Origin of the sequence: Tractidigestivibacter scatoligenes (assembly GCF_001494635.1) — a bacterium.
GTDB lineage: Bacteria > Actinomycetota > Coriobacteriia > Coriobacteriales > Atopobiaceae > Tractidigestivibacter > Tractidigestivibacter scatoligenes.
The window spans coordinates 231061-250944 of the sequence record NZ_LOJF01000010.1 but is presented as its reverse complement, the minus strand read 5'-3'; the positions used below and the strand labels follow the sequence as shown (position 1 = coordinate 250944).

General features: G+C 61.2%; 18 protein-coding genes and 1 tRNA gene. 6 read left to right on the top strand and 13 right to left on the bottom strand.

Annotated features, from left to right (window positions below; all coding sequences use genetic code 11):
• The first annotated feature begins 60 nt into the window (after positions 1 to 60).
• Complete coding sequence (locus tag AUL39_RS08145) at positions 61 to 1467, top strand: ATP-binding protein (protein WP_070807595.1); 1407 nt, start codon at positions 61 to 63, stop codon at positions 1465 to 1467.
• Between the two features lie 12 nt (positions 1468 to 1479).
• On the opposite strand, the gene AUL39_RS08140 is transcribed toward AUL39_RS08145, so the two are convergent.
• Both AUL39_RS08140 and AUL39_RS08135 read right to left on the bottom strand, forming a co-directional pair.
• Positions 1480 to 2898 carry an ATP-binding cassette domain-containing protein gene (locus tag AUL39_RS08140; RefSeq protein ID WP_059055137.1) on the bottom strand — a complete coding sequence of 473 codons (1419 nt, stop codon included), beginning with the start codon at positions 2896 to 2898 and terminating at the stop codon, positions 1480 to 1482.
• A gap of 12 nt (positions 2899 to 2910) precedes the next feature.
• Positions 2911 to 4005 (bottom strand): ABC transporter substrate-binding protein, encoded by a 1095-nt coding sequence (locus tag AUL39_RS08135; protein ID WP_059055135.1) that lies wholly within the window; start codon positions 4003 to 4005, stop codon positions 2911 to 2913.
• 291 nt (positions 4006 to 4296) lie between these two features.
• Here AUL39_RS08135 and AUL39_RS08130 point away from each other — a divergent pair, with 291 nt between their 5' ends.
• The 4 genes from AUL39_RS08130 to AUL39_RS08115 all read left to right on the top strand — a co-directional run bounded on the left by AUL39_RS08130 (position 4297) and on the right by AUL39_RS08115 (position 8548).
• Positions 4297 to 4809: a YbhB/YbcL family Raf kinase inhibitor-like protein gene (locus AUL39_RS08130; protein WP_059055132.1), complete on the top strand. Its 513-nt coding sequence runs from the start codon at positions 4297 to 4299 to the stop codon at positions 4807 to 4809.
• Between the two features lie 103 nt (positions 4810 to 4912).
• A complete protein-coding gene (gene pepF, locus AUL39_RS08125) occupies positions 4913 to 6703 on the top strand; it encodes an oligoendopeptidase F (RefSeq protein WP_059055125.1) in 1791 nt (596 codons plus the stop codon).
• Between the two features lie 300 nt (positions 6704 to 7003).
• The gene (locus tag AUL39_RS08120) at positions 7004 to 7885 is read left to right on the top strand and encodes a substrate-binding periplasmic protein (protein ID WP_160327056.1); all 882 of its coding nucleotides are present in this window, start codon (positions 7004 to 7006) and stop codon (positions 7883 to 7885) included.
• A 12-nt stretch (positions 7886 to 7897) separates the two neighbouring features.
• Positions 7898 to 8548: an amino acid ABC transporter permease gene (locus AUL39_RS08115; protein WP_059055119.1), complete on the top strand. Its 651-nt coding sequence runs from the start codon at positions 7898 to 7900 to the stop codon at positions 8546 to 8548.
• A 125-nt stretch (positions 8549 to 8673) separates the two neighbouring features.
• Here the strand turns inward: AUL39_RS08115 and AUL39_RS08110 are convergent, their stop codons facing one another.
• Positions 8674 to 9567, bottom strand: a complete 894-nt coding sequence (locus AUL39_RS08110; RefSeq protein ID WP_059055118.1) for an SPFH domain-containing protein — start codon at positions 9565 to 9567, stop codon at positions 8674 to 8676.
• Between the two features lie 142 nt (positions 9568 to 9709).
• On the opposite strand from AUL39_RS08110, the gene AUL39_RS08105 reads away from it, so the two are divergent.
• On the top strand, positions 9710 to 10756 hold the full coding sequence (locus AUL39_RS08105; RefSeq protein WP_059055115.1) for a threonine aldolase family protein: 1047 nt from the start codon (positions 9710 to 9712) through the stop codon (positions 10754 to 10756).
• 189 nt (positions 10757 to 10945) lie between these two features.
• Here AUL39_RS08105 and AUL39_RS11565 read toward each other — a convergent pair whose 3' ends face one another.
• The 10 genes from AUL39_RS11565 to AUL39_RS08070 form a co-directional block, all read right to left on the bottom strand.
• Positions 10946 to 11080: a ribonuclease H family protein gene (locus AUL39_RS11565; RefSeq protein ID WP_268873230.1), complete on the bottom strand. Its 135-nt coding sequence runs from the start codon at positions 11078 to 11080 to the stop codon at positions 10946 to 10948.
• Between the two features lie 192 nt (positions 11081 to 11272).
• Positions 11273 to 12145: a hypothetical protein gene (locus AUL39_RS08100; protein WP_059055114.1), complete on the bottom strand. Its 873-nt coding sequence runs from the start codon at positions 12143 to 12145 to the stop codon at positions 11273 to 11275.
• 279 nt (positions 12146 to 12424) lie between these two features.
• Positions 12425 to 16156: an AAA family ATPase gene (locus AUL39_RS08095; protein ID WP_059055113.1), complete on the bottom strand. Its 3732-nt coding sequence runs from the start codon at positions 16154 to 16156 to the stop codon at positions 12425 to 12427.
• A gap of 340 nt (positions 16157 to 16496) precedes the next feature.
• Positions 16497 to 16877: a hypothetical protein gene (locus AUL39_RS08090; RefSeq protein ID WP_160327055.1), complete on the bottom strand. Its 381-nt coding sequence runs from the start codon at positions 16875 to 16877 to the stop codon at positions 16497 to 16499.
• 211 nt (positions 16878 to 17088) lie between these two features.
• On the bottom strand, positions 17089 to 17406 hold the full coding sequence (locus tag AUL39_RS08085; RefSeq protein WP_059055109.1) for a type II toxin-antitoxin system RelE/ParE family toxin: 318 nt from the start codon (positions 17404 to 17406) through the stop codon (positions 17089 to 17091).
• Positions 17407 to 17541: a hypothetical protein gene (locus AUL39_RS11560; protein ID WP_268873229.1), complete on the bottom strand. Its 135-nt coding sequence runs from the start codon at positions 17539 to 17541 to the stop codon at positions 17407 to 17409.
• The gene (locus tag AUL39_RS11650; RefSeq protein ID WP_082667325.1) at positions 17477 to 17671 is read right to left on the bottom strand and encodes a type II toxin-antitoxin system prevent-host-death family antitoxin; all 195 of its coding nucleotides are present in this window, start codon (positions 17669 to 17671) and stop codon (positions 17477 to 17479) included. Before AUL39_RS11650 ends, AUL39_RS11560 begins: the two co-directional genes overlap by 65 nt.
• Before the next feature lie 287 nt (positions 17672 to 17958).
• Positions 17959 to 18035 (bottom strand) — tRNA-Met (locus tag AUL39_RS08080).
• 130 nt (positions 18036 to 18165) lie between these two features.
• Positions 18166 to 18963, bottom strand: coding sequence for an HAD family hydrolase (locus AUL39_RS08075; protein WP_059055107.1), 798 nt, complete (start codon positions 18961 to 18963; stop codon positions 18166 to 18168).
• Entirely contained in the window at positions 18963 to 19811 is an 849-nt protein-coding gene (locus AUL39_RS08070; RefSeq protein ID WP_059055104.1) for an HAD-IIB family hydrolase, read from the bottom strand. Before AUL39_RS08070 ends, AUL39_RS08075 begins: the two co-directional genes overlap by 1 nt.
• Positions 19812 to 19884: the final 73 nt, after the last annotated feature.

Sequence of the window (19884 nt, the reverse complement as noted above, 5' to 3'; positions counted from 1 at the left end):
CACTGCCGGACACAACGTGACGGCACGGGCAAAGGGGCTCAAACAGACGAGGAGGCCATCGTGTTCGTTGGGCGTCAGAGGGAGCTTGCACAGCTCGAACAGCTATACACAGCCGAGAAGTTCCAGCTCGTCGTTGTGTACGGGCGCAGACGCGTTGGCAAGACCACCCTTATCTCCAAGTTCTGCGAGAACAAGCGCACGCTCTTCTTCACCGCGCTTGACCAGGCCGACAAGGACAACCTTGCAGACTTTAGCCGTGCAGTCTATTCATTCTTCGACCTGCCCGCCACGGTAGGTGCGTTTGCCACGTGGGCGGATGCCTTCGAGTTCATTGCCGAGCGTGGCAAGCGCGAGCGCTTTGTGTTCGTATTCGACGAGCTTCCCTATGCCGCACAGAGAAACGAGTCCATTCCCTCCGCGCTGCAGGTCACCATTGACCGCGCCTTCAAGCAAACAAATGTATTCGTGATGCTCTGCGGCAGCAACGAAGGCTTTATGGAGAGCGATGTCCTGGGGAGAAAGAGCCCACTCTACGGCAGGCGAACAGCCCAGATGAAGATTGGGCCTCTGGGATACCTTGAGGCTGCCCAGATGTTTCCCGGCCTTTCTCCGCAGGAACAATACGAGTATTACGGATGCTTTGGAGGAGTCCCTTACTACCTGGAACAGGTAGATCCTCAACGCGGGTTTAGAGACAACCTTGCAGATCTCTACTTCAATCCCTCGGGGTTTCTCTTTGACGAACCATATGGACTGTTGCGTCAAGAGTTCTCTGAGCCAGCACTCTATGCGTCCCTCCTCCGCGCAATTGCCGGCGGTGCAAATCGGACAAAGCTTATGGCGGACAGAGTCGGCGTGGATGCCACAACAATCCCCAAGTACCTCTCCTCGCTTTGCCAGCTTGGCATCATCGAGAAGGCCACGCCGTTTGGGGAGAACGAGCACTCGAGCAAGCGTGGAATCTACCGGATCTGCGACGCCTGCTATGACTTTTGGTTCCGCTTTGTCATGCCTCGAGTAAGTGACATTGAAGGGGGCTTTGGCGATACCCTTGCCCATCGCCTTCCCGAGCAGCAGCTTGATGACTACCTGGGGCACCGTTTCGAGCGTCTATGTCTCGAGTGGCTGGGAGAGCAGGCGCGCGCTGGTCAGCTACCCATTGCCGTCACGCGGCTGGGCAGCTGGTGGGGAACTAACCCCTCCACGCATGCACAAGACGACATCGACGTCATCGCGGCGGACCCCATGGAGCACACGATGCTTATAGGCGAATGCAAGTACCGCGAGGGGTTTGACGAGACGAGCGAGCTTGCAGATCTCGACGGTAAGCGAGGACTGGTAAGGGGATATGCGACAGAAGGCATCATGCTCTTTACCAAAAAGAGTGTCTCGCAAGGAACAGCTGAGAAGTGCAAAAGCCGCAATGATGTGATGCTTGTGACGCTTGACCAGATGTATAGGGCATAGAACGGGGGCGCGCTACCTCTCGCCGCACGCGTCGCCCAGGCGCGCAGGCGTCGCACGGAGAAGATCCACGTCACCGGAGGCATGCGAGGCCACAAGCAGCGTGCGACCGCCCAGATGGCGCAGCACAAAGGCCGCCGCCGCCTGGTGCGAGGCAGCATCAAGCGAGGCAAAGGGCTCGTCGAGAACAACTGCCGCGCCGGGATGCGCGAACGCCCGCGCAAGCTCAACGCGGCGACGCTGCCCACCAGAGAGCTCCGAGACCGGCCTACCCAGCGCGTCCTTAGGCAGCAGCTCTGCCAGAAGCGTGTGCGCCTCGTCCGCCGAGAGCGCACCCGCCGAGCAGAGCAGCACGTTCTGCTCGGCAGTCATTGCCTCCACCAGTCGGGTGTCCTGGAACTGCACGGAGAGCGCAACCGAGCCCGGTGCCTGGACGCGCCCCGAGAGCGGAGCAAGAAGTCCGCAGACCGTGCGCACCAGCGTGGTCTTGCCAGCGCCGGAGGGGTCGGCGAGCACCGTGCGCGAGCCCGGCGCAAGCGCGAGGTTGCAGGTGGCAACGGGCACACCGTCGTAACCCAGCGTCACGTTGTCGAGCAAGATTCCCGCCGGCGCGGGCGCCGCCTGCTTGCGCTGCGCCGCCGCAACCCGTGGCACGCTTGCCGCAAGCGCCCAGTCAGCGGTTGCGCGCAGAAGCGCCAGGAAGGCCTTCTCGCACGCCCAGGAAAGCGTCACCACCACGATGGTCCACGCAAAGAGGTCGCCGGTCTCGAGCAGGAGTTTTGCCTGGTAGATGCGCTCGCCCATGGAGCCGCGCGGACTGCCGATGAGCTCGGCGGCAACGCCTGCCTTCCAGGCCATGCCACAGGCGTTCCTGCACGTTGCCACAAGGTACGGGAGGAGCTGCTGCCAGGCGTCTGCCAGGAAGCGCCGCCAGCCGGACACGCCCATCACGCGGAGCAGCTCGCCAAGGCCGGGATCCGCCGCAGAGCGGCCCTCCAGCACGCTGAAGTAGATGGCGGGAAACACGGCGAGAAAGACCGCGATGGCCGAGACCCGCACCGACCCCACCCACATGAGCAAAAGCACAATCACGCAGACGATGGGCACGCTCTTAAGGAAGCTCACTGCCGGGGCGAGAAGCTCCGCCAGCGCGTACCAGCGGTGAGCGAGAAGGCCAAGCACCAGACCCAGCGCAAACGCCACGGCAAAGCCGGCGGCGATTCTCGCCAGCGAGAAGCCCACCGTGGTCCAGAAGGCGGGCGTGGGAACGAGCTGTGTCAGGCGCACAAGCACCGTCACGGGGCCGGCAAGCAGAAGCTCGGAGCCAACGGCCATGCTTGCGAGCTGCCACACGAGGAGCCAGAAGGCAACGGCGCCCGCGCGGCGCAGAACGTCGCGCGGGGTCACGGAAGCTTTGTTGTTCTCGGCAGACACCCTAGTTGCGGCCTAGGCCTCGTAGTAGAAGTCGTCGCCGGGAAGGGAGCCGCCCACCGAGGAGGCATCGGCGTCGTAGAGAACCTGCAGGTAGCCGGAGAGCGCCGAGCGCATATCCTCGCCGGTGGTGCACACGATGTTGCACTTGGGGATGGCCTTCTCGGCAATGGCCTCGCTAGCCACGATGCCGGCCTTCACCACGAGCGGCGCCGCTGCAGCCGGGTCGCCGTTCACGGTGTCAACGGACTCGGCGTGACGAGAGAGGAAGTCCGCGATGGCCGCGGGGTGCTGGTCCACAAACTCGGAGCGGGCGATGGTCACGCCCATCACGAACTGGCTGCCCGAGCCGCCGGCGTAGCGATCCCAGACGTCAGTGAGGCTCACGGGCGCGGAGAGCGAGGAGTCCTTGGCCAGCGTTGCCGTGGTGAAGGGCTCGGGCAGGATGGCGACGGCGGTAGGGTCTGCCTGGATGGCGGCCGCACACTCGCTGTGCTCGCTCTTGAACTCGATGGTCACCTGATCCCTGATCCCGGCCTGGTCAAGCAAGTAGTTGAGCGTGTACTCGGGGGTGGCTCCCTGACCGGAGAGGTAGACGGTGTGGCCGGCGAGGTCCTCGAACTGCTCGACGGAGGCGTCCCCGGAGACCACAGAGAGCACGCCCAGCGTGTTGACGTCGATCACGCGAATGCCGCCGTTGGTCTTGTTGTAGAGGACCGAAGCCACGTTGGAGGGCACCAGAGCAATGTCTGTCTCGCCCTGGATGACCAGCGGCAGGACCTGGTCGGCCGCACCGGAGATCGTGTAGGAGTAGGTGATGCCCGTGGAGCCTTCGGCGGGCTCGGTGGGGGCATCCTCGGTGGGGACACCGGAGGTGGTATCCATCATCGAGACCAGGCCAATGGTGGTGGGGCCCTTGAGGGATGCCACGCGGACGGTCACGTCCTCGGAGGCGGCGGAGGCGTCCGAGGAGGACGAGGCATCGCTGGAAGAGGGCGCATCCGTGGACTCCGTCTGACCGGTGCCGCAGGCAGCGAGCGCAAGCCCGGCGGTGATGGAGCCGAGTGCGGCAAGCGCCTGGCGTCGGGTGATGTTGGTGCTCTTGAGCATGGATTTCTCCTCACATGTTGTCGGCGTCGCTGGGTGGGCGCCTCTCGTCTGTGGTGTGGCCGCACGCGCGGCCGAGCGCGGAGCCTTTCGTCCGGCCGAAAGTTGGCCTCGCGTCAGGCGAGGTAATTCTAGCATGCAGGACCGCCCGCCCGTCGGAGCCCGGGGCGGGGCGGCAGCAGCCCGGCAGGTGGTAGCGGTAGCACGAAGGGGCGCGCCCGATGACCGAAGAAGCTTGGCGCCAGATACAATACTGGCGAGAGGCACGTGGCATCCCAACCTCAGGAGGCAACCATGGACGTGCATGTGAAGCTCGACGAGAACGGCTACATTCCCGACGCCTACGCGAAGTTTGCCGACCCAGCCGGCCTGTATGCCGGCACGCCAACCCGATCGTTCCCCCTCGAGATCACGGGCGTACCCAAGGGCGCTGCAACGCTGGCCGTGGTCTTCTACGACGTCGACTCCATTCCCGTGTGCGGCTTCCCTTGGATTCACTGGTGCGCCTGCGACATTCCGGCAAGCGCAACCGAGTTCCCCGCAGATGCCTCCAATCGGCGCTTTGGCGGAATGGTCCAAGGCAAAAACTCGTCGGCGTCGCGCCTGGTGGGCAGCCACGACCCGCTCCTCACCTGCCGCTACAACGGGCCGCAGCCACCCGACTGTGACCACACCTACACACTGCGCGTGTATGCGCTTGACAATGCGCCGCAGCTCAGGGAGGGGTTCTGGCTCAACGAGCTGCTCCACGCCATGGAGGGCCACATCCTTGCCGAGGCCGTGGCGCAGCTTCCCGCCCGCGCGTAACCGCCTGCCAGCCGACGGCCACGCCGCGCCTGCGCCTCGCCCGCCGCGCGCCCCAGCGTGTACCATGGGAAAGTCTGAAAGAACTCCACCCTAAGGAGCACGTATGCAATACCAGTCGCGCGACCAGATTCCCGAGAAGTACCGTTGGGACCTCTCGTCCATGTGCGCGGACGACAAGGACTTCGAGCGTCAGCTCGAGGACGCCAAGGCCCTCCCCGGCAAGCTCGCGGCCTACAAGGGGCGTGTGAGCGCCTCGGCGGCAGACCTTCTTGCCTACCTTCGCCTCTCGGACGAGGCAAACGTCACCCTCAGTCGCCTGGGCAACTACGCCGACCGCTGCGCCGACGTCGACACCCGTGTGGCACGCTACCAGGTCTACTCCGACCAGGTTATGGGCCTGGAGGTGGAGACGCAGGGAGCATGCTCGTGGTTCTCGGCAGAGCTTCTTGGCATGGCGGACGAGAAGCTCGCCGCCTTCTTTGCCGAGGAGCCAGACCTCGAGCACTACCGCCGCGCGATCGAGCGCGAGCTGCGCATGCGCCCGCACCGCCTCTCGGCGGCAGAGGAGGCGATCCTCGCACGCGCCGGTGACGCGGCGGCCCAGCCCGAGCGCGTGTTCTCGCAGCTCAACGATGCCGACCTCACCTTTGCGGACGCCACGGACTCAAAGGGCGAGAAGCACTCTGTGAGCCACGGCAGCTTTATTGGCCTCGAGCGCAGCCACGACCGCGTGCTGCGCAAGTCCGCCTTCGACTCGGTCTACGCGAGCTACGGCGCGCACCGCAACACCTGCGCCGGGCTTCTCGCCGCCCAGGTCAAGCAGCTCAAGTTCTTTGCGGACTCCCGCCGCTACAAGGACGCCCTCGAGTACTGCCTCGATGCCAACGAGGTTCCCACCTCCGTCTACGACAACCTCGTGGACGCGGTGCACAGGAACCTCGGCGCGCTCCACAACTACGCAAGCCTGCGCAAGGACGTGCTGGACGTAGATGAGCTGCACTTCTGGGACATGTACGTGCCCCTCGTCGACTCCGTGGACCTTACCTTCACCTACGAGGAGGCATGGGACCTTATCCTGAAGGCACTGGCACCGCTTGGCGAGGACTACCTGGCCATCGTGCGCCAGGGCCTCGAGCAGCGCTGGATCGACGTATACGAGACCCCCGGCAAGCGCTCTGGCGCCTACTCCGCAGGCTCCTACGGCACCAATCCCGTGATTCTCACGAGCTTTGATGGAAGCCTTGACGACGTCTTCACGCTCGCGCACGAGATGGGCCACTCCGTGCACACGTACCTCTCGTGCCATACGCAATCGCCTACCTACAGCGACTATCCCATCTTCGTGGCCGAGGTTGCCTCCACCTGCAACGAGGCGCTGCTCTCGCACTACCTGCTCGAGCACACCACGGACCCTGCCACCCACGCCTACGTGCTCAACAACTTTGTGGAGTCCTTCCGTGCCACCCTCTACCGCCAGTGCATGTTCGCCGAGTTCGAGCGCGACGTGAATGAGATGAACGCTGACGGCCGCGGCGTCACGGCGGACGCCCTCTGCGAGCGCTGGGGCGAGCTCAACGCGCAGTACTTTGGCGACGCGGTGACCGTGGATGACGGGATACGCCTGGAATGGGCACGCATCCCGCACTTCTACTACGGCTATTACGTCTACCAGTACGCGACGAGCTACGCTGCCGCCATCGCCATCTCGAACCGCATCCTTGCCGAGGGTGCGCCTGCGGTGAAGGACTACCTGGGCTGCCTCAAGGGCGGCTCGAGCAAGCCTCCCATCGAGCTCCTGCGAGGCGCCGGCGTGGACATGGCCACAAGCAAGCCGGTCGAAGACGCGCTGACGTACTTCTCCCAGCTTGTTGACCAGCTTCGAGACGAACTCTAGGGCAAGCACAGCGCATCACGGCGAGGACCCTCGCCATTGCGTCACCCCTGGCGGCGTCCGGCCTTGGCCGGGCGCCGCTTTGCGGCACCGGCCCACCCGGTTAGCCCCCGGCACTCACAGCGACCCCTCCGATGTCACCTCATCCGAAGCCAACCGATGCAAAGCTTCCACTTTGTATCCTACTAATCGACTGGGATTATTAGTGGGCTACAATGACTAGCACTGATGTCAACTTTTGGAGAACAGTGGATGCGCACCAGACATAGCAGCACCTTGAATCGCAGATCTTTTCTCGGCGTGATGGCAGCAGGAGCAGCCCTTGCGCCGCTGGCTCTTGCGGGATGTGGCGGCACGCAGCAGGGCGATGGCACGAGTAGTGCCACGGACACGTCAGCCACAAGTGGCGCCGCGACAAATGACCTCTCTGGCCAGCACCTCACCTTCGTGGGCGACGACGCCTTTGCGCCATACCGCTACATCGAGATGCAGTCAGACGGCACCCAGAAGGTCGTTGGCCTGGATATCGCCATAGCAGACGAGATGGCCAGCCGCCTTAGCTTCACCTACGACTTCGAGCCGCAGGAGTTTGCCGCAACGCTTGCCTCCGTCCAGGCAAGCGACACGTCCTTCACGATGGCCATGTCCTCGAACGCGGAGCGCGAGCAGACCTATGACTTCACCCGCGGCTACTACCAGCCGCTCGTTGGCGTACTCACGTTGGGAGGCGACCCCATCACAAGCATCGACGGCCTGGCAGGCAAGAGCATTGCCTGCACCACGGGCACGGTACAGAACAAGTTTGTCACTGCCGTCCTGCCAGATGCCGATGTCCACACCTACGATGGCGGCGACCAGTGCCTGCAAGAGGTTCTCGCCGGCCGCATCGACGCCTACGTGTGCGACGGCGCCGAGGGTCAGTCCATGCGCGACGCCAACGACGGCCTGGTGTTAGGCCTTCTCGACCGAAACGAGACCAAGGACTACGTGGGCGTCTACCGCGTCATGGCCACGAAGGGCGCAGCGTTCGTGGCCGCCTTCGACCAATGCATCGGCGAGATGCTCGAGGACGGAACCATCGACCAGTTCATTGGCACCTACGTTGGCCCAGACTTCGAATGGGGCGGTGACTTCTCGGCATCTGGCTCTACAACCGAGGGCGTGGGTTCATCCAGCGCCAACTAGCGAAAGAGTGGCATGAACTTCTCGGTCATCGAACCATATGCTCCCATGTTCTTGAGCGGGCTCGCCGTCACCCTTGAGGTGACGGCAGCCGCCCTGGTATTGGCCTTTGTGCTGGGATTTCTCATCGCCGTGCTCAAGGTGCTGCCGTGCAAGCCGCTCCGCGTGGTGCTCGACTTCTACACATCGATCTTCCGCGGGATTCCCCTCATCGTGCTGCTCTTCATTGCGTACTTCGCAACGCCGCAGCTCACCGGGTACAAGATCTCGATGTTTGCCGCCTCGGTGCTCACGCTGGGACTCAACGGATCCGCCACCGTCTCCGAGACCGTGCGCGGGGGCATCGAGGGGGTCGATCGCGGTCAATACGACGCCGCGCGGGCACTGGGTCTCCCCTACCACCTCATGATGTGGGAGATCATCATCCCGCAGGCGCTGCGCTCGGTGGCCCCCGCTCTGGTCAACGAAGTCATTACGGTGCTCAAGAGCTCTTCGCTTGTGGCGACCATCGGGCTCATGGACATGATGCGTGCGGCACAGAGCGTGCAAGCACTCACGTACCGCGCGTTTGAGCCGTTCATCGCCGTCGCCGTCATCTATTACGTAATCGTGATGGCACTTGTCGCCGTAAGCAAACGCCTGGAGTGCCGATTGAGGCAGAGCTAAGGTTCCGAGGCCGCCAGGCAGCGGCGGGGAGCCCCGACGGCACCCGGCTGCGCCCAAGCCCGCCGCCCGCCGCAACGCCCGCCGCAACGCCCGCTGCGGCGCCCACTGCCCTGCGGCCTTCTCGCCTACTTCTCCCCGGCCTTCTTACCAGCGACGATGCTCTTGAAGACGCCGCTTTGGTCGAAGTCCTCGGGCAGCAGCACCGTGGTAGCCTTGCCGCTTGCGGCGTAGTTGTTCATCATGTCCGTCCACTGCGTGAACTCGAAGAGGCGGTTGGCCTCTTCCTCGGTCACGCCGGACTCGCGGATGGTGTCGATGGAGTCCTTGATGCCGCGCGCGATGGCAACGCGCTGGTCGGCGATACCCTTGCCCTCGGCTGCCATTGCCTCGGCTTTGGCCTGCGCCGCAATGACGGTCTTTGCCTTGGCCGCGTTGGCGTCGTTGGTCGCACTCTCGAGGTTGTTCTTCGAGGCGATGATGTGGTTCATCGACTCCTGAACCTCCTTGGGGAGCTTAATTCGCGTGATGAGGGTGGTCACCAGCACGTAGCCGTAGTCGAGCATCTTGGCGGCAACGACCTCGTCGATCGCGTGGGCAATGGCGTCCTTCTCGGAGAAGACCTCGTCAAGCGTGCGCGCGGGAATCTGCGAGCGCAGTGCGTCGGCCAGGTAGTCCTGCATCTGCCCAACGGGATCCTGCAGCGTATAGAAGCTGCGATAGACGCCAGAATCCGCGCCCTTCTCGACGTCGCCGTAATCCACGTGGTACTGGATGGAGACGTCCAGCTCGATAGTCACGTTATCCGATGTCTTGGCATCAAAGGTCATGTGCTCGTCCTCGGTCATGAGGCTCACGTCGCGCGTGACGTCAATAAAGGGGAACTTCACGTGAAAGCCCGGTCCGGCAAACCCGTGGAACTTGCCCAGGCGCTCGATCACCGCGACATGCTGCTGGCGCACGACGTAGCCCGTCGAGAGCACGAGAACCGCAATAATGACGATAAGTATGATCATGGCCATGAGGAGCTCCTTTGCTTGTCGCCTGTATTAGGTAACCTCAAGAGAGCATATCAGGGTCAAGGCCCAACGCGGTACCACAGCACTGTTTTGGACTTGACACACCACCCTATGGGTCCGGTTGACCTTGCAGGAAGGAATTACGATGACCACCGAGAAGAGACTGCCATTTGCATCCGACTACCAGCAGGGTGCGCACCCGCGCATCCTCGAGCGCCTGGCCGCCGCGAACATGGAGGCCAACGCCGGATACGGGATGGACGCCCACAGCGAGCACGCACGCAAGTTCATCTGCGATGTCTGCAGTGCGCCGCAGGCGGAGGTCCACTTCCTGGTAGGGGGCACGCAGGCGAATGCCGTCACGATTGATGCGCTTCTCGCCCCCTGGCAAGGCGTCGTCGCGGCGAGCTCGGGCCACGTAAGCGTCCACGAGGCCGGGGCGATCGAGGCCTGCGGGCACAAGGTTATCCAGCTGCCCGAGACAGACGGAAAGCTGGGGGCCGCCGACGTGGATGCCCTGGCAACGTCGTGGGAGCAGGACGAGAACCGCGACCACATGGTCATGCCGGGGCTGGTGTATATCTCCCAGCCAACCGAGTACGGCACGCTCTACTCGCTGCGCGAGCTTATCGCGTTGCGGGCAGCATGCGACAAGCACGACATGCGACTCTACGTTGACGGCGCGCGACTGGCGTACGCGCTGGCGGCGCCGGCAAACGACGTGACTCTTGCCGACCTGGCCCGCCTTGCCGACGCCTTCTACATTGGCGGCACAAAGTGCGGGGCGCTTCTCGGCGAAGCGGTGGTCTTCCCCAAGCCGGAGACGTGCCCCCACTTCTTCACGCTTGTAAAGCGTCGCGGAGCTCTTCTCGCCAAGGGAATGGTTGCAGGCATTCAGTTTGAGACGCTTTTCTCCGATGGCCTCTACCAGCAGATTGGCCAACGTGCCGTAGAGCAGGCTCGGCGAATCGCGCGGGCGTTCGATGACGCTGGTTGCGAGCTTATGTATCCGCAGCAGACCAACCAGGTGTTTGTCGCGCTGGACGAGAAGCAGTACGTGCACCTTTCGGAGCGCGTCGAGATGAGCTTCTGGGAGCACTTGGCCGACGGCCGGACGGCAGTGCGGCTGGCAACGAGCTGGGCCACCATCGATGAGGACGTTGACGAGCTTGTGGCGCTACTGCGGGACTGAGTTGCCCGCGGGATTTTCTTCCCCGGCAACGGGATTCCGTTGCCGGGGAAGAAAATCCCGCGGAAGGGAACGTCGATGTTCTCGCGACGGGATTGAGTTGCCCGGAAAAGTACACGGGCACCGGACGGCATCTAATGCCGAGTGGTACCCCTCAGCAGACTCTCGGCCCTCAGTTTGCTACTTCCCCGACTAGCCCCAAGCGCCACCCGCGCCCTGCTTGGCAAGCTGGTCCGCAAGGGCATTGCCCCTTTTGGCAAACGCGCTCTTGCCATCATGCGAGTGCACCCAAACGAAGCGCAGATTGAAGCCGGAATGATTTGCCATGAACTCGGAGACGTCATGGACGTAGGCCTTGGAACCGAGGTTGTCGCCTTCTGAAGGCCAAGGTAGAGCTCGGCAACCCCACGGTAGTCATAGGCAATCGTAACACCCGAGAGCCCACACCTAGCCGCTTCGGCAAGCAGAATCCTGGCCGCCTCGAACTCACAGACCCCTGTGCATGCGAACCCAGAATCCCTAGTTCTCGAGGTACTCGAGACGCCTCGCTGCGGCGTTCGCATAGTCCCGAAGCTCGGCCCAGCGCACCGGCACCTCAGAGGATGCGCCATTCTCGCCATAGAACCAGTTCGTGAAATCAGACTCCACAGCATCTTGGCCACGAATCGTGAGCGCGGACTGTTCGTACGTCCACGCGGAGACGGCAATCAGGTCCACTGCCCCATCTGGCTCGGTTATGCGGAACTCCACCTCGTCACAGGCCTCATCCGCAGCGTTGTCTTCCATATAGAGCCGAACCTCGAAGGGACAGGAGGGGTCGAGCCTGCACTCGTTGTAGACGCGGTAAATTGGAACACGCGGTCTCTCTACCTCCCTAATAAACGCCTCTCTCAGGTCTGCGTCGGTCTCCCTTGCGTCGGGCGATGTCGCAAGCGGCCGTGCATACGTCACTCTCATGCCCATCGCGCGGTCAGCACGCGCGAGTCCAACCACAAACGTATGCGTCAAGGTCTCGCGGATGGCGTTTGTCCTAGCATTCCACGCAACGCCCCTACATGCCGCAACCCCCACGCCCCCATCATGCGCCCCGCAAATGGTATGCGTGATCTCGAACTTCTCTTCACCCGAGTCGAGCCAGGCGAGAAGAACGTCGGCACATTCTGCAACCACCTCGTCGATGGCTGCCTTGGCGCTCGCCATGTCCTCGAAGGATGCAACGCCCTCCTTGCGGAATCTCGGCTTGTACCCCCATGGCCAACCACCACGAGCATCGTTGAAGTCGACCGCGGGGGCGATATGGATGCGCCAATCAACTTCGTCCTTGGGATCCCGAACCTCACAGACCCACCCAATACGGGAACGCACCGCATGGTCATCGGTAGACTGAATCATACAGTCAATCAAATCCCCCACGTCCAGACCGCATGGAATACTGCCTGTGGGCTCACGTGTTTCTGGTCCAAACAGCAAGTCATCCTCGGCCGTCCAGAGTAGTCCAACCCGCGCCTGCGCAGCGAGAAGCCCTGCTCTCTTATCCCGTGACGGTTCCCGGGCGCCAGAAGACATTGAGTCGTCTCTTGCATGCTGCATGGTAACCTCCAGACCACCCGGCAACCAGGTGACCGCCGGAAAAGCACTATCTACCGCGTGGGCAGTGGACTCGCATTCCCGTCACCTGCCATCATCCTCCTCGCCGCCAGGAATCTCAGCAGGCACGTAGCTGTCAAACTTCACGTGATACTCCTCGAGAATTCCCTTGATCTCGTCACCGCTCAAGTATCTCTTGTTACTCAGAACCGTCGAGAGTCCGTAGAGAGCATCCTTGTGCTCTTGGATAATCCGACACGCCTCCGAAAACTCGTAGTCGAGGTATCCATTCACCCTCTCCGTCGCAGATGGCGAATACTGGCCATTTGGATATATTGCCATCCCAAATCTCCGGTCGAGACCAAACTGGCACAGTGCTCTCAAGAGGTTTTGCGTAGCATTCTGGAGGTCGGCCCTAGCACCCGTATTAATGCCCTCCGCCGAACCCTTGCCCGGAATGGACCCAAAATAGTCGCACTCCGCAGCACGACCGCCAAGAGAAACGCGCACATTTGCGAGAAAAGACGCAAGGCTGCGGTTCGAATGCGTGTCGAGGTCGACCTTCGTCAGTCCCAGATACCAGCTGCGCGCAATATTCGTGATGCTACGTGGTCTGATGCCGCTCACGTAGGCAACTAAGGCGTGACCGGACTCGTGCACGGCAACGGCCTTCTCGTCCTCCTTACTCACCTCATGCGCCTCGCCGTACTCGTGGAGCTCGAAGAGCTCGCGAACCCAGGCGTCGCAGGACTTTGACGAGTTGTCATCTGCGAGCAGGGCCTCCCTGCCCATGAAGTTGATGAGGTCGACTATCTTCGCGGGACTCCACCCTCGGGTCTCATTCACAAGATAGGTTATGCCAGCGGCACTTATTCCTCTGGTGCCTTCTTTGTTCACACCAAGCGCCGGAATCCTGGCAACCGCCCTCATGATGAGCCTCTCGCGATCGCTATCCCCCGGTACTGTGATAAGAAGCTTCGTGTCGAATCGCCGCATCGCAGCCGCGTCAAGGTCGGAGGGGGAGAAGTTCGTTGCAGCAAGCACCATCACGGGGCGCGTCGAATCGTTTTTGAACCCATCCATCTCGGTGAGGAGCGCGTTCACCACAGCCTGGCCACCAACGGACAGCCTCTCCCTTGGCTGGCCAATGTTGTCAAACTCATCGATAAAGATGATGGAAGGCGCATAGCGCCGCGCGACCCCAAAGATGCGGTGAATCTCTCGTGATCCGCCGTTGAGGAGTTTGTTTGCCTCCGTTGGGATGAACACGGCATCTGCGTCGTGCGCCATCGCGCGTGCCATCATCGTCTTTCCCGTGCCAGGAGAGCCATAGAGCAAGATGCCGCGGGGCATGCTGAGCGAATTGTCCAAGAACGGATACGGATCCCGAAGACAGGCGGAGGCCTTCTTCAGCGAGTCTACAGCAACGCGGTTGCCAATGACGTCGTCAAAGGAGTCCTCGGGAATGTCGAGCCCATTGAGAACATCGTCAGCATCTCCAGAGTCCGGAGCAACGCTCAGTGAGAACTCATCTAGCCGTATGGAGTAGGCATTACTTGAGAGGAGACCAGATCTCCTCGCACGAGGAATCACCGTTCGAAACTCCAGCACCTTTCTCGCACGCGCGAGCGAGAGTATATCCTTCTCCTGCTCGGCGACATCGATTGCATCGCAGAGGTCCTCGAAGAAGGAACTCTTTTCCGTGTCGATAAACCCGCGCGCGCCCTTTTCCAAGAAAGATTGGCGCTCGGCTTTACTGGGATAGTGCCATCCGCCCCTTGGTCTGATGACAAAGACGGGAAGCAGGGGCTTCCGCGCCCGCAGGTACTCGAAGCACCTTCGGCCATAGGTCTTGAGGTCCATCGCATCATAGAAGCGGACAGAGTCGTCTGGTCTAGTCGTGTCCCACCCAAAGGCAAAGTCTATAAGCACGGCGTCACAAGAATCCAGCTTGTCAACTACTTCGGGGAGACTTGGGCGGTTCTCCGGTGCCTCCCCAAACCCAAGGTCACGCGGATAGAGGAACTCGACCCTTTTGCCATCGCGCGTCGTGTGCTCCGCGACTTCGTTGCCCTTGAGCTTCTCGCGCGTCGCATTGCTCGGATTTGCGAGGCAGGCCACCTTGAAGCTGCGCTTGCCAGTAAAGTAGCCACGAATGCGCTCGTCGGCAATGCCTTCAAGGTTGACGCTGAACTCGACCTTTTGAGGTCTATCTGGCTGAGCGCCCCGCCTTGCTTCCTCGTCGAGTGAATGGAACAGCTCGCCCATGTTCTCGGTGACGAACTTCTCCGTGTCTCCCCGGACGCTTCGGGCATCAGACAATCCACCCTTTGAAAGCAGAATCGCGGTGGGTACATACTCGTCATGCGTTACTTCGATGTTCGAGGTCTCCAAGTACTGGGCACCCATGCGATCGAATTCCTTGTTGCAAATAGCAAGCAGGTCGCGGGCCCCCAGCCGGTTGAACATGATCACGTTGCCAGCAGCAAGGCGCGAGAGAAGCGCCGAGGGGATTGCGGGGGCGCCATTGCTCAGCCTGTCCTTCCCGATGGCGTCGACAATCACTCGGGTCGGTATTCCTGATAAATCGGTGCCGGTCTCCCCTTCATATGCAGCCCGACCAGCATTCGTTGTAAAGATCAGGATGGTATCCGAGAAGGAGACGTTTTTCTCCTCATAGTTGTCGTAGAGCTCACCCTCCTGAAGCACCTGCAGGAACAGGTGCTTCACCTGCTCGTGTGCCTTCTCGATCTCGTCGAAGACAATCACGGATTGTGGGTTCTCGCGCACGTACCTCGTAAGGTCACCCGATCGTGCATCCTTATACGTCTTTGGAAATCCCACAAGGTAGTTTGCAGACTCGTGATCCATGTAGCCGGACATGTCAAAGCGGTGATAGCAAAAGCCATAGCTTTCGAGCTCTTCGGCAGCCTTCTCAGATAGGAAGCTCTTCCCCACGCCAGAGGGCCCGCAGAACGTAAACACACCGAGTGGCCTTTTGTCGTCGCCGGACCGCCCGCCGGCCTTCCTTCTCGAGCGCACGAGCCTACACACGAGGGCCGCTTCAATCCCCGTGCAGAAGTTCTCGATTGGACCAGCCTGCCCCTTAACGCACTCGCCAAGCCTGGCCTTTATCTCGTCGCAGCGCCGAGAGATTGCCCTGCCATCAGCAAGTCCCCCTGGTAATACGGAATCCATTGGAATGGGTCTGAGCGTGGAGGTCTTTTGGCTACGTCTCCCCACCGTCACAAAGCCCGTATCGTCGACCTTGTCGTGGGAACTCTCGCTCTCACCCTTGTCCTCCGCGCCCTGCTTGGCAAGCTGGTCCGCAAGCTGATTACCCCTCTGGGCAAACGTGCCGTTACCAGCATGCGAATGCACCCAGACAAAGCGGAGCTCAAAGTTCGGATGGCTAGTCATGAAATCGGAGATGTCTTTGACGTACGACTTGGTAACCCCAGCTCTTGCCTGAAAAAGGCCCAGGGCGAACTCAGAGACCCCCATAAGGTCGTGGACTATCGTAACGCCCTTGAGATTGCGCTTTACCGCCTCGGCAAGCAGCACCCTGACAGCATCGAACTCCCCTGCCAGCTGGGCGTTGCCGTATTCGGGACCCTTGCCATCGGACGAGCCCGCGGATTCTGCCATGGGGTCGGAGGGACCATGGTACGTCCACGTCGGCGTTGGGTCACCCGACTTTGCTTCCAAGTCGAAGTGGTCACCCACGTAGAGGACGACGCCCGCCCCTCCTCTACCAGAGTCTGCAAAGAACGAGCCATCCGTGAAGGCAATCGGTCCACCCCAGTAACCGCTCATCTCCACTGCTCGTTGGGCAATCTCTTCAGATACTTCTGGGGGCTTTGCAACTCCAGGATGCTTGGCCATAAACTCGGTCTGATCCCCGTAGAATTATTCGAACGATTCCTTACTCACGTTGTACCAGACGAGAGGCATTACGTCCCCCTTTCCGCTGAAGAAGTCACACGTGCTCACCGACAAAGAGTCGGCAGGCCCAAACCCGAGCGCCTTCGGCCAACAAGCCAAGGATAACATTCACCCCAGACAACCACTCCCGCAGCAACGCAACTGGCGCGCAATGATGGACAGCTCAAGCCCGATGCACGGGGATTGCCGGTCGCGTTTGGACTTCGAGCGGTTAATGCTCATCCAAAGCACCAGGGCAGACGTCCTCAATGATGTCACGAATCGCGTCAATGGTGGCAGCAAGCATCTCGCCAGACTTTGCAATGGCGCACATGCTCTCGTGAGCGTCGCCAAACGTGCCCAATCCGCCCATGTCTATCGGCTCTACCGAATAATCAAGACCGTCACCAGCGATACCGCCCACAACGCCAGTAAGCGTCCAAGCCGAAGGGGTCATCGCCGTAAAGGTAACGAGGTTGTCTAGTTCCGGCAGGACCTCCACAATTACCCTAACGGTGGAGCCGTCGTCCAGATTGATGTTGAAGCGCCCGTTGCCACGTGACACTACACTTGTGACCTTCACCTGCACCTGCCCCCTTGTGCTGCGCCTCACGCTGAACCTATGCCTTTTTCACATCATTCTCGCATGTAGAACCATGGCAGAAGTACGGCTTGTACGGATTTCCCCGATTTCGTCCAATAGAGCAAACGGGATTGATTTGCCCGGCAACTGAGTTGCATTGATGGGCGTCTATGCAACTGGATTGCTCGGTAACTTAGTTGCATGAGCCTATGCCACGCAGCCTGCCATCACTGCGCTAGAGCTAGCCACTGGCTTCCCCGAAAAGCGTTTTCATATAGTCGCTTTTCGCACAGAGCACCCTTACAACGAGCGCCCGTCCGTTGTATCGCTTCAGGAAGACCATCCAGTTCCCGCTGAGCATGTAGCGGTATCCCGTGTCGACCCCATTGAGAGTACGAAGCGCCATCCCAGCCCCCAGGGCGTCGGCGAAAAGCTGCGCCTTCTCAACCACGGAATCGACAAGGCGCCTCGCCGCCATAGGGCTTGCTAGCTCGGACTCGATGCAGTCGGCACCGGCGTTCAGTTCGTCCACCGCCACGGGCGACCATACGAGTTCCATCTAGGCCTCCTGCGCAAAGCGCCCCTCGAAGATGCCCTTAACCTGTTCGGTCGTGAGAGCCCCGCGCTCGTCAGCAACGCGCTTGCCGTAATCTAGCTGAGCGAGGGAGGGTCTTCTCGGCCTCATTGCGCTCATAGTCGGAGATGTCCTGAATGACGTATCGCCCGCGCCCGTTCTTAGTGAGGGACACCGGAGATTCCTGCGCCACCTCGTCGAGCACTGCCGTATAAGAACGGAGGTCGGATATCGGCCTGATGTTGGGCATGTCGCGCCTCCCCGTGCTGTAAATATACATGTTAATTTGACAGCGTCATTGCAGAAGCGGAAATGGTGAGAAGTGCTGGGACTGGGGGATAACCGCGGCAACCTGTATGGGCGGTGAGCAGTGTGAACTACTGCGACATAGGGCAGCGTGTGCGAAGACGCACGGAAGGGGCCTGTGAGCCGAATGTTTTTTCCGCGATACTGTTACCGACACAGTTACTGCCGCTGAAAATCGACGACCCTCAAAGCAAAACCCTGGCCTGTTTTCACAGGTCAGGGCAGTATTTATGGTCGCGGGGGCAGGATTTGAACCTGCGACCTTCGGGTTATGAGCCCGACGAGCTACCAAACTGCTCCACCCCGCAATAGGCTGCGCCTCAGCGCAAGAAGTAACTATAGGCTCACGTACGCCGCCGGTCAACACCACGCGATATCTTCACAGAGTAGACAAAAGCGCGACGAGACGTGCAAAGAAATGCCGTCCTCACAGCCACCCTACCCCAGTTCCTCGAGAATCCTGCGCATCTCCTTCTGCACGGCGTGCTCGACGTTCGTGCCCACGACCTTCTCGGCAATCTGCTTCACCGCATAGCGCGCATTGCCCATCACGTACGGATGCCCAACATAGCGCAGCATCGCGTAGTCGTTCATCGAGTCGCCAAACGCAACCACGTCCGCACGGTCGATGCCGTAGTAACCAAGCAGTGCCTCCAGCCCCGTTGCCTTGCTTATCCCGCGCGGCGTCACGTCAATCCAGGTGTTGCCCGACGGCATGAACGAGAAGACGTCGCCAAGCTCGCGCTCAAGCACATAGACCATGTCCATGATCTCGTGCGGGCGGTCGTAGCAAATTGCAGCCTTGATGATGCTCACGTCCGGCGCCGGCGGATCGAACACGCGCTCGGCGTTGGGCAAATCCTTGTCAAGCTCGCGCACGTAGCTGCTCTGGTCGTCAAGCAGGAAGGTATGGGTACGATCGTACAACACCAGGTGAAAGCAGTCGAACTCCTGGCACGTGCGGAAGAGCCTCAGCACCGCGCGCGTCGAGAAGACCTCGCGGTCAAGCAGCTGACCGTCGGCATAGACCTGCGTGCCGAGAGAAGCCACGTAGTCGATCCTGTCCGCCACGGGCTCGAACAGCCATCGCAGCGTCTCGTATCTGCGCCCAGAGCTTGCGCAGAAAAGGACCCCGCGGTCGCGCAGCGCCTCGATGAGCTCGAAGGTCTCCTTGGGCAGCAGCGAGTTCTCGTCGAGCAGGGTGCCGTCCATGTCTGCTGCAATCAGCCGTACCATTAGCCCTCCCTCAGGAATGCCGGGACCTCGTGTGCACGCGCCGCACGGGCAATCTCGAACAGCGCGTCCGCCACGCCCTCGTCCGCAGACGCGCCGCAGCTAAAGTTGCAGATTCCCTTGACCTCGTCCGTCGCGTTTGCCACAGCGACGGAGTAGTGGACCTCTTTCAGAATCTCGACGTCGTTGCCAGAGTCGCCAAAGACCACAACCTCGTCGCGCGTGGCCCCCACGGCATCAAGGATGGTATCAAGTGCCGACGCCTTGTTAATCCCGTGCGGCAGCACGTCAAACCAGTTGGGAATCGACATGATGGTCTCTACCTCGGGACACGCCTTGGCAACAAGCTGCTGACAGTAGCTATGGCGCTTCTCGTCTCCGTTGCACGCAATGGCTGCAGCAATGAAGTCGATGTCAGGGACGTCGTTCACGCGGCCACCGTTAAAGTGAACGAGTCGCTCGTACTCGTTCATCTCCTCCTCGGACGCGCCAACCACGTAGGCGGGGTTGAAGAGGTTGGTGTCCAGGGGGAAGCAGACGAGGAACATGCCACGCTCGGGCTTGAGCGCATCAGCTACGCGCTGGAGCCAGTCGTGCGGTATCGAGTAGGTCCACACGTCGCGCCCGTCCACGCGCACGCGCTTGCCGTTGGACATGATGCCCGTCATGAAGCAGGACTCGTCCATGTGGAAGAAGCGCATGAGCTCCACGTAGTCGCGCCCGGTATCCGGGCCAAAGTGAATCCCGGCGTTGATTACGTCGTGGATTGCCTCGAGCGTGCGCGGGGAGACGCTCGGGGCGCCAAATGGAATGAGGGTGTTGTCCATGTCGGAGAGGACAAGCTTAATCAACGAGATACCTCCGAGGAACGCAGTTGTGCGACTAGGTACCATCATAAGGGCGCACAGGCGCGGGGCGGGTGAC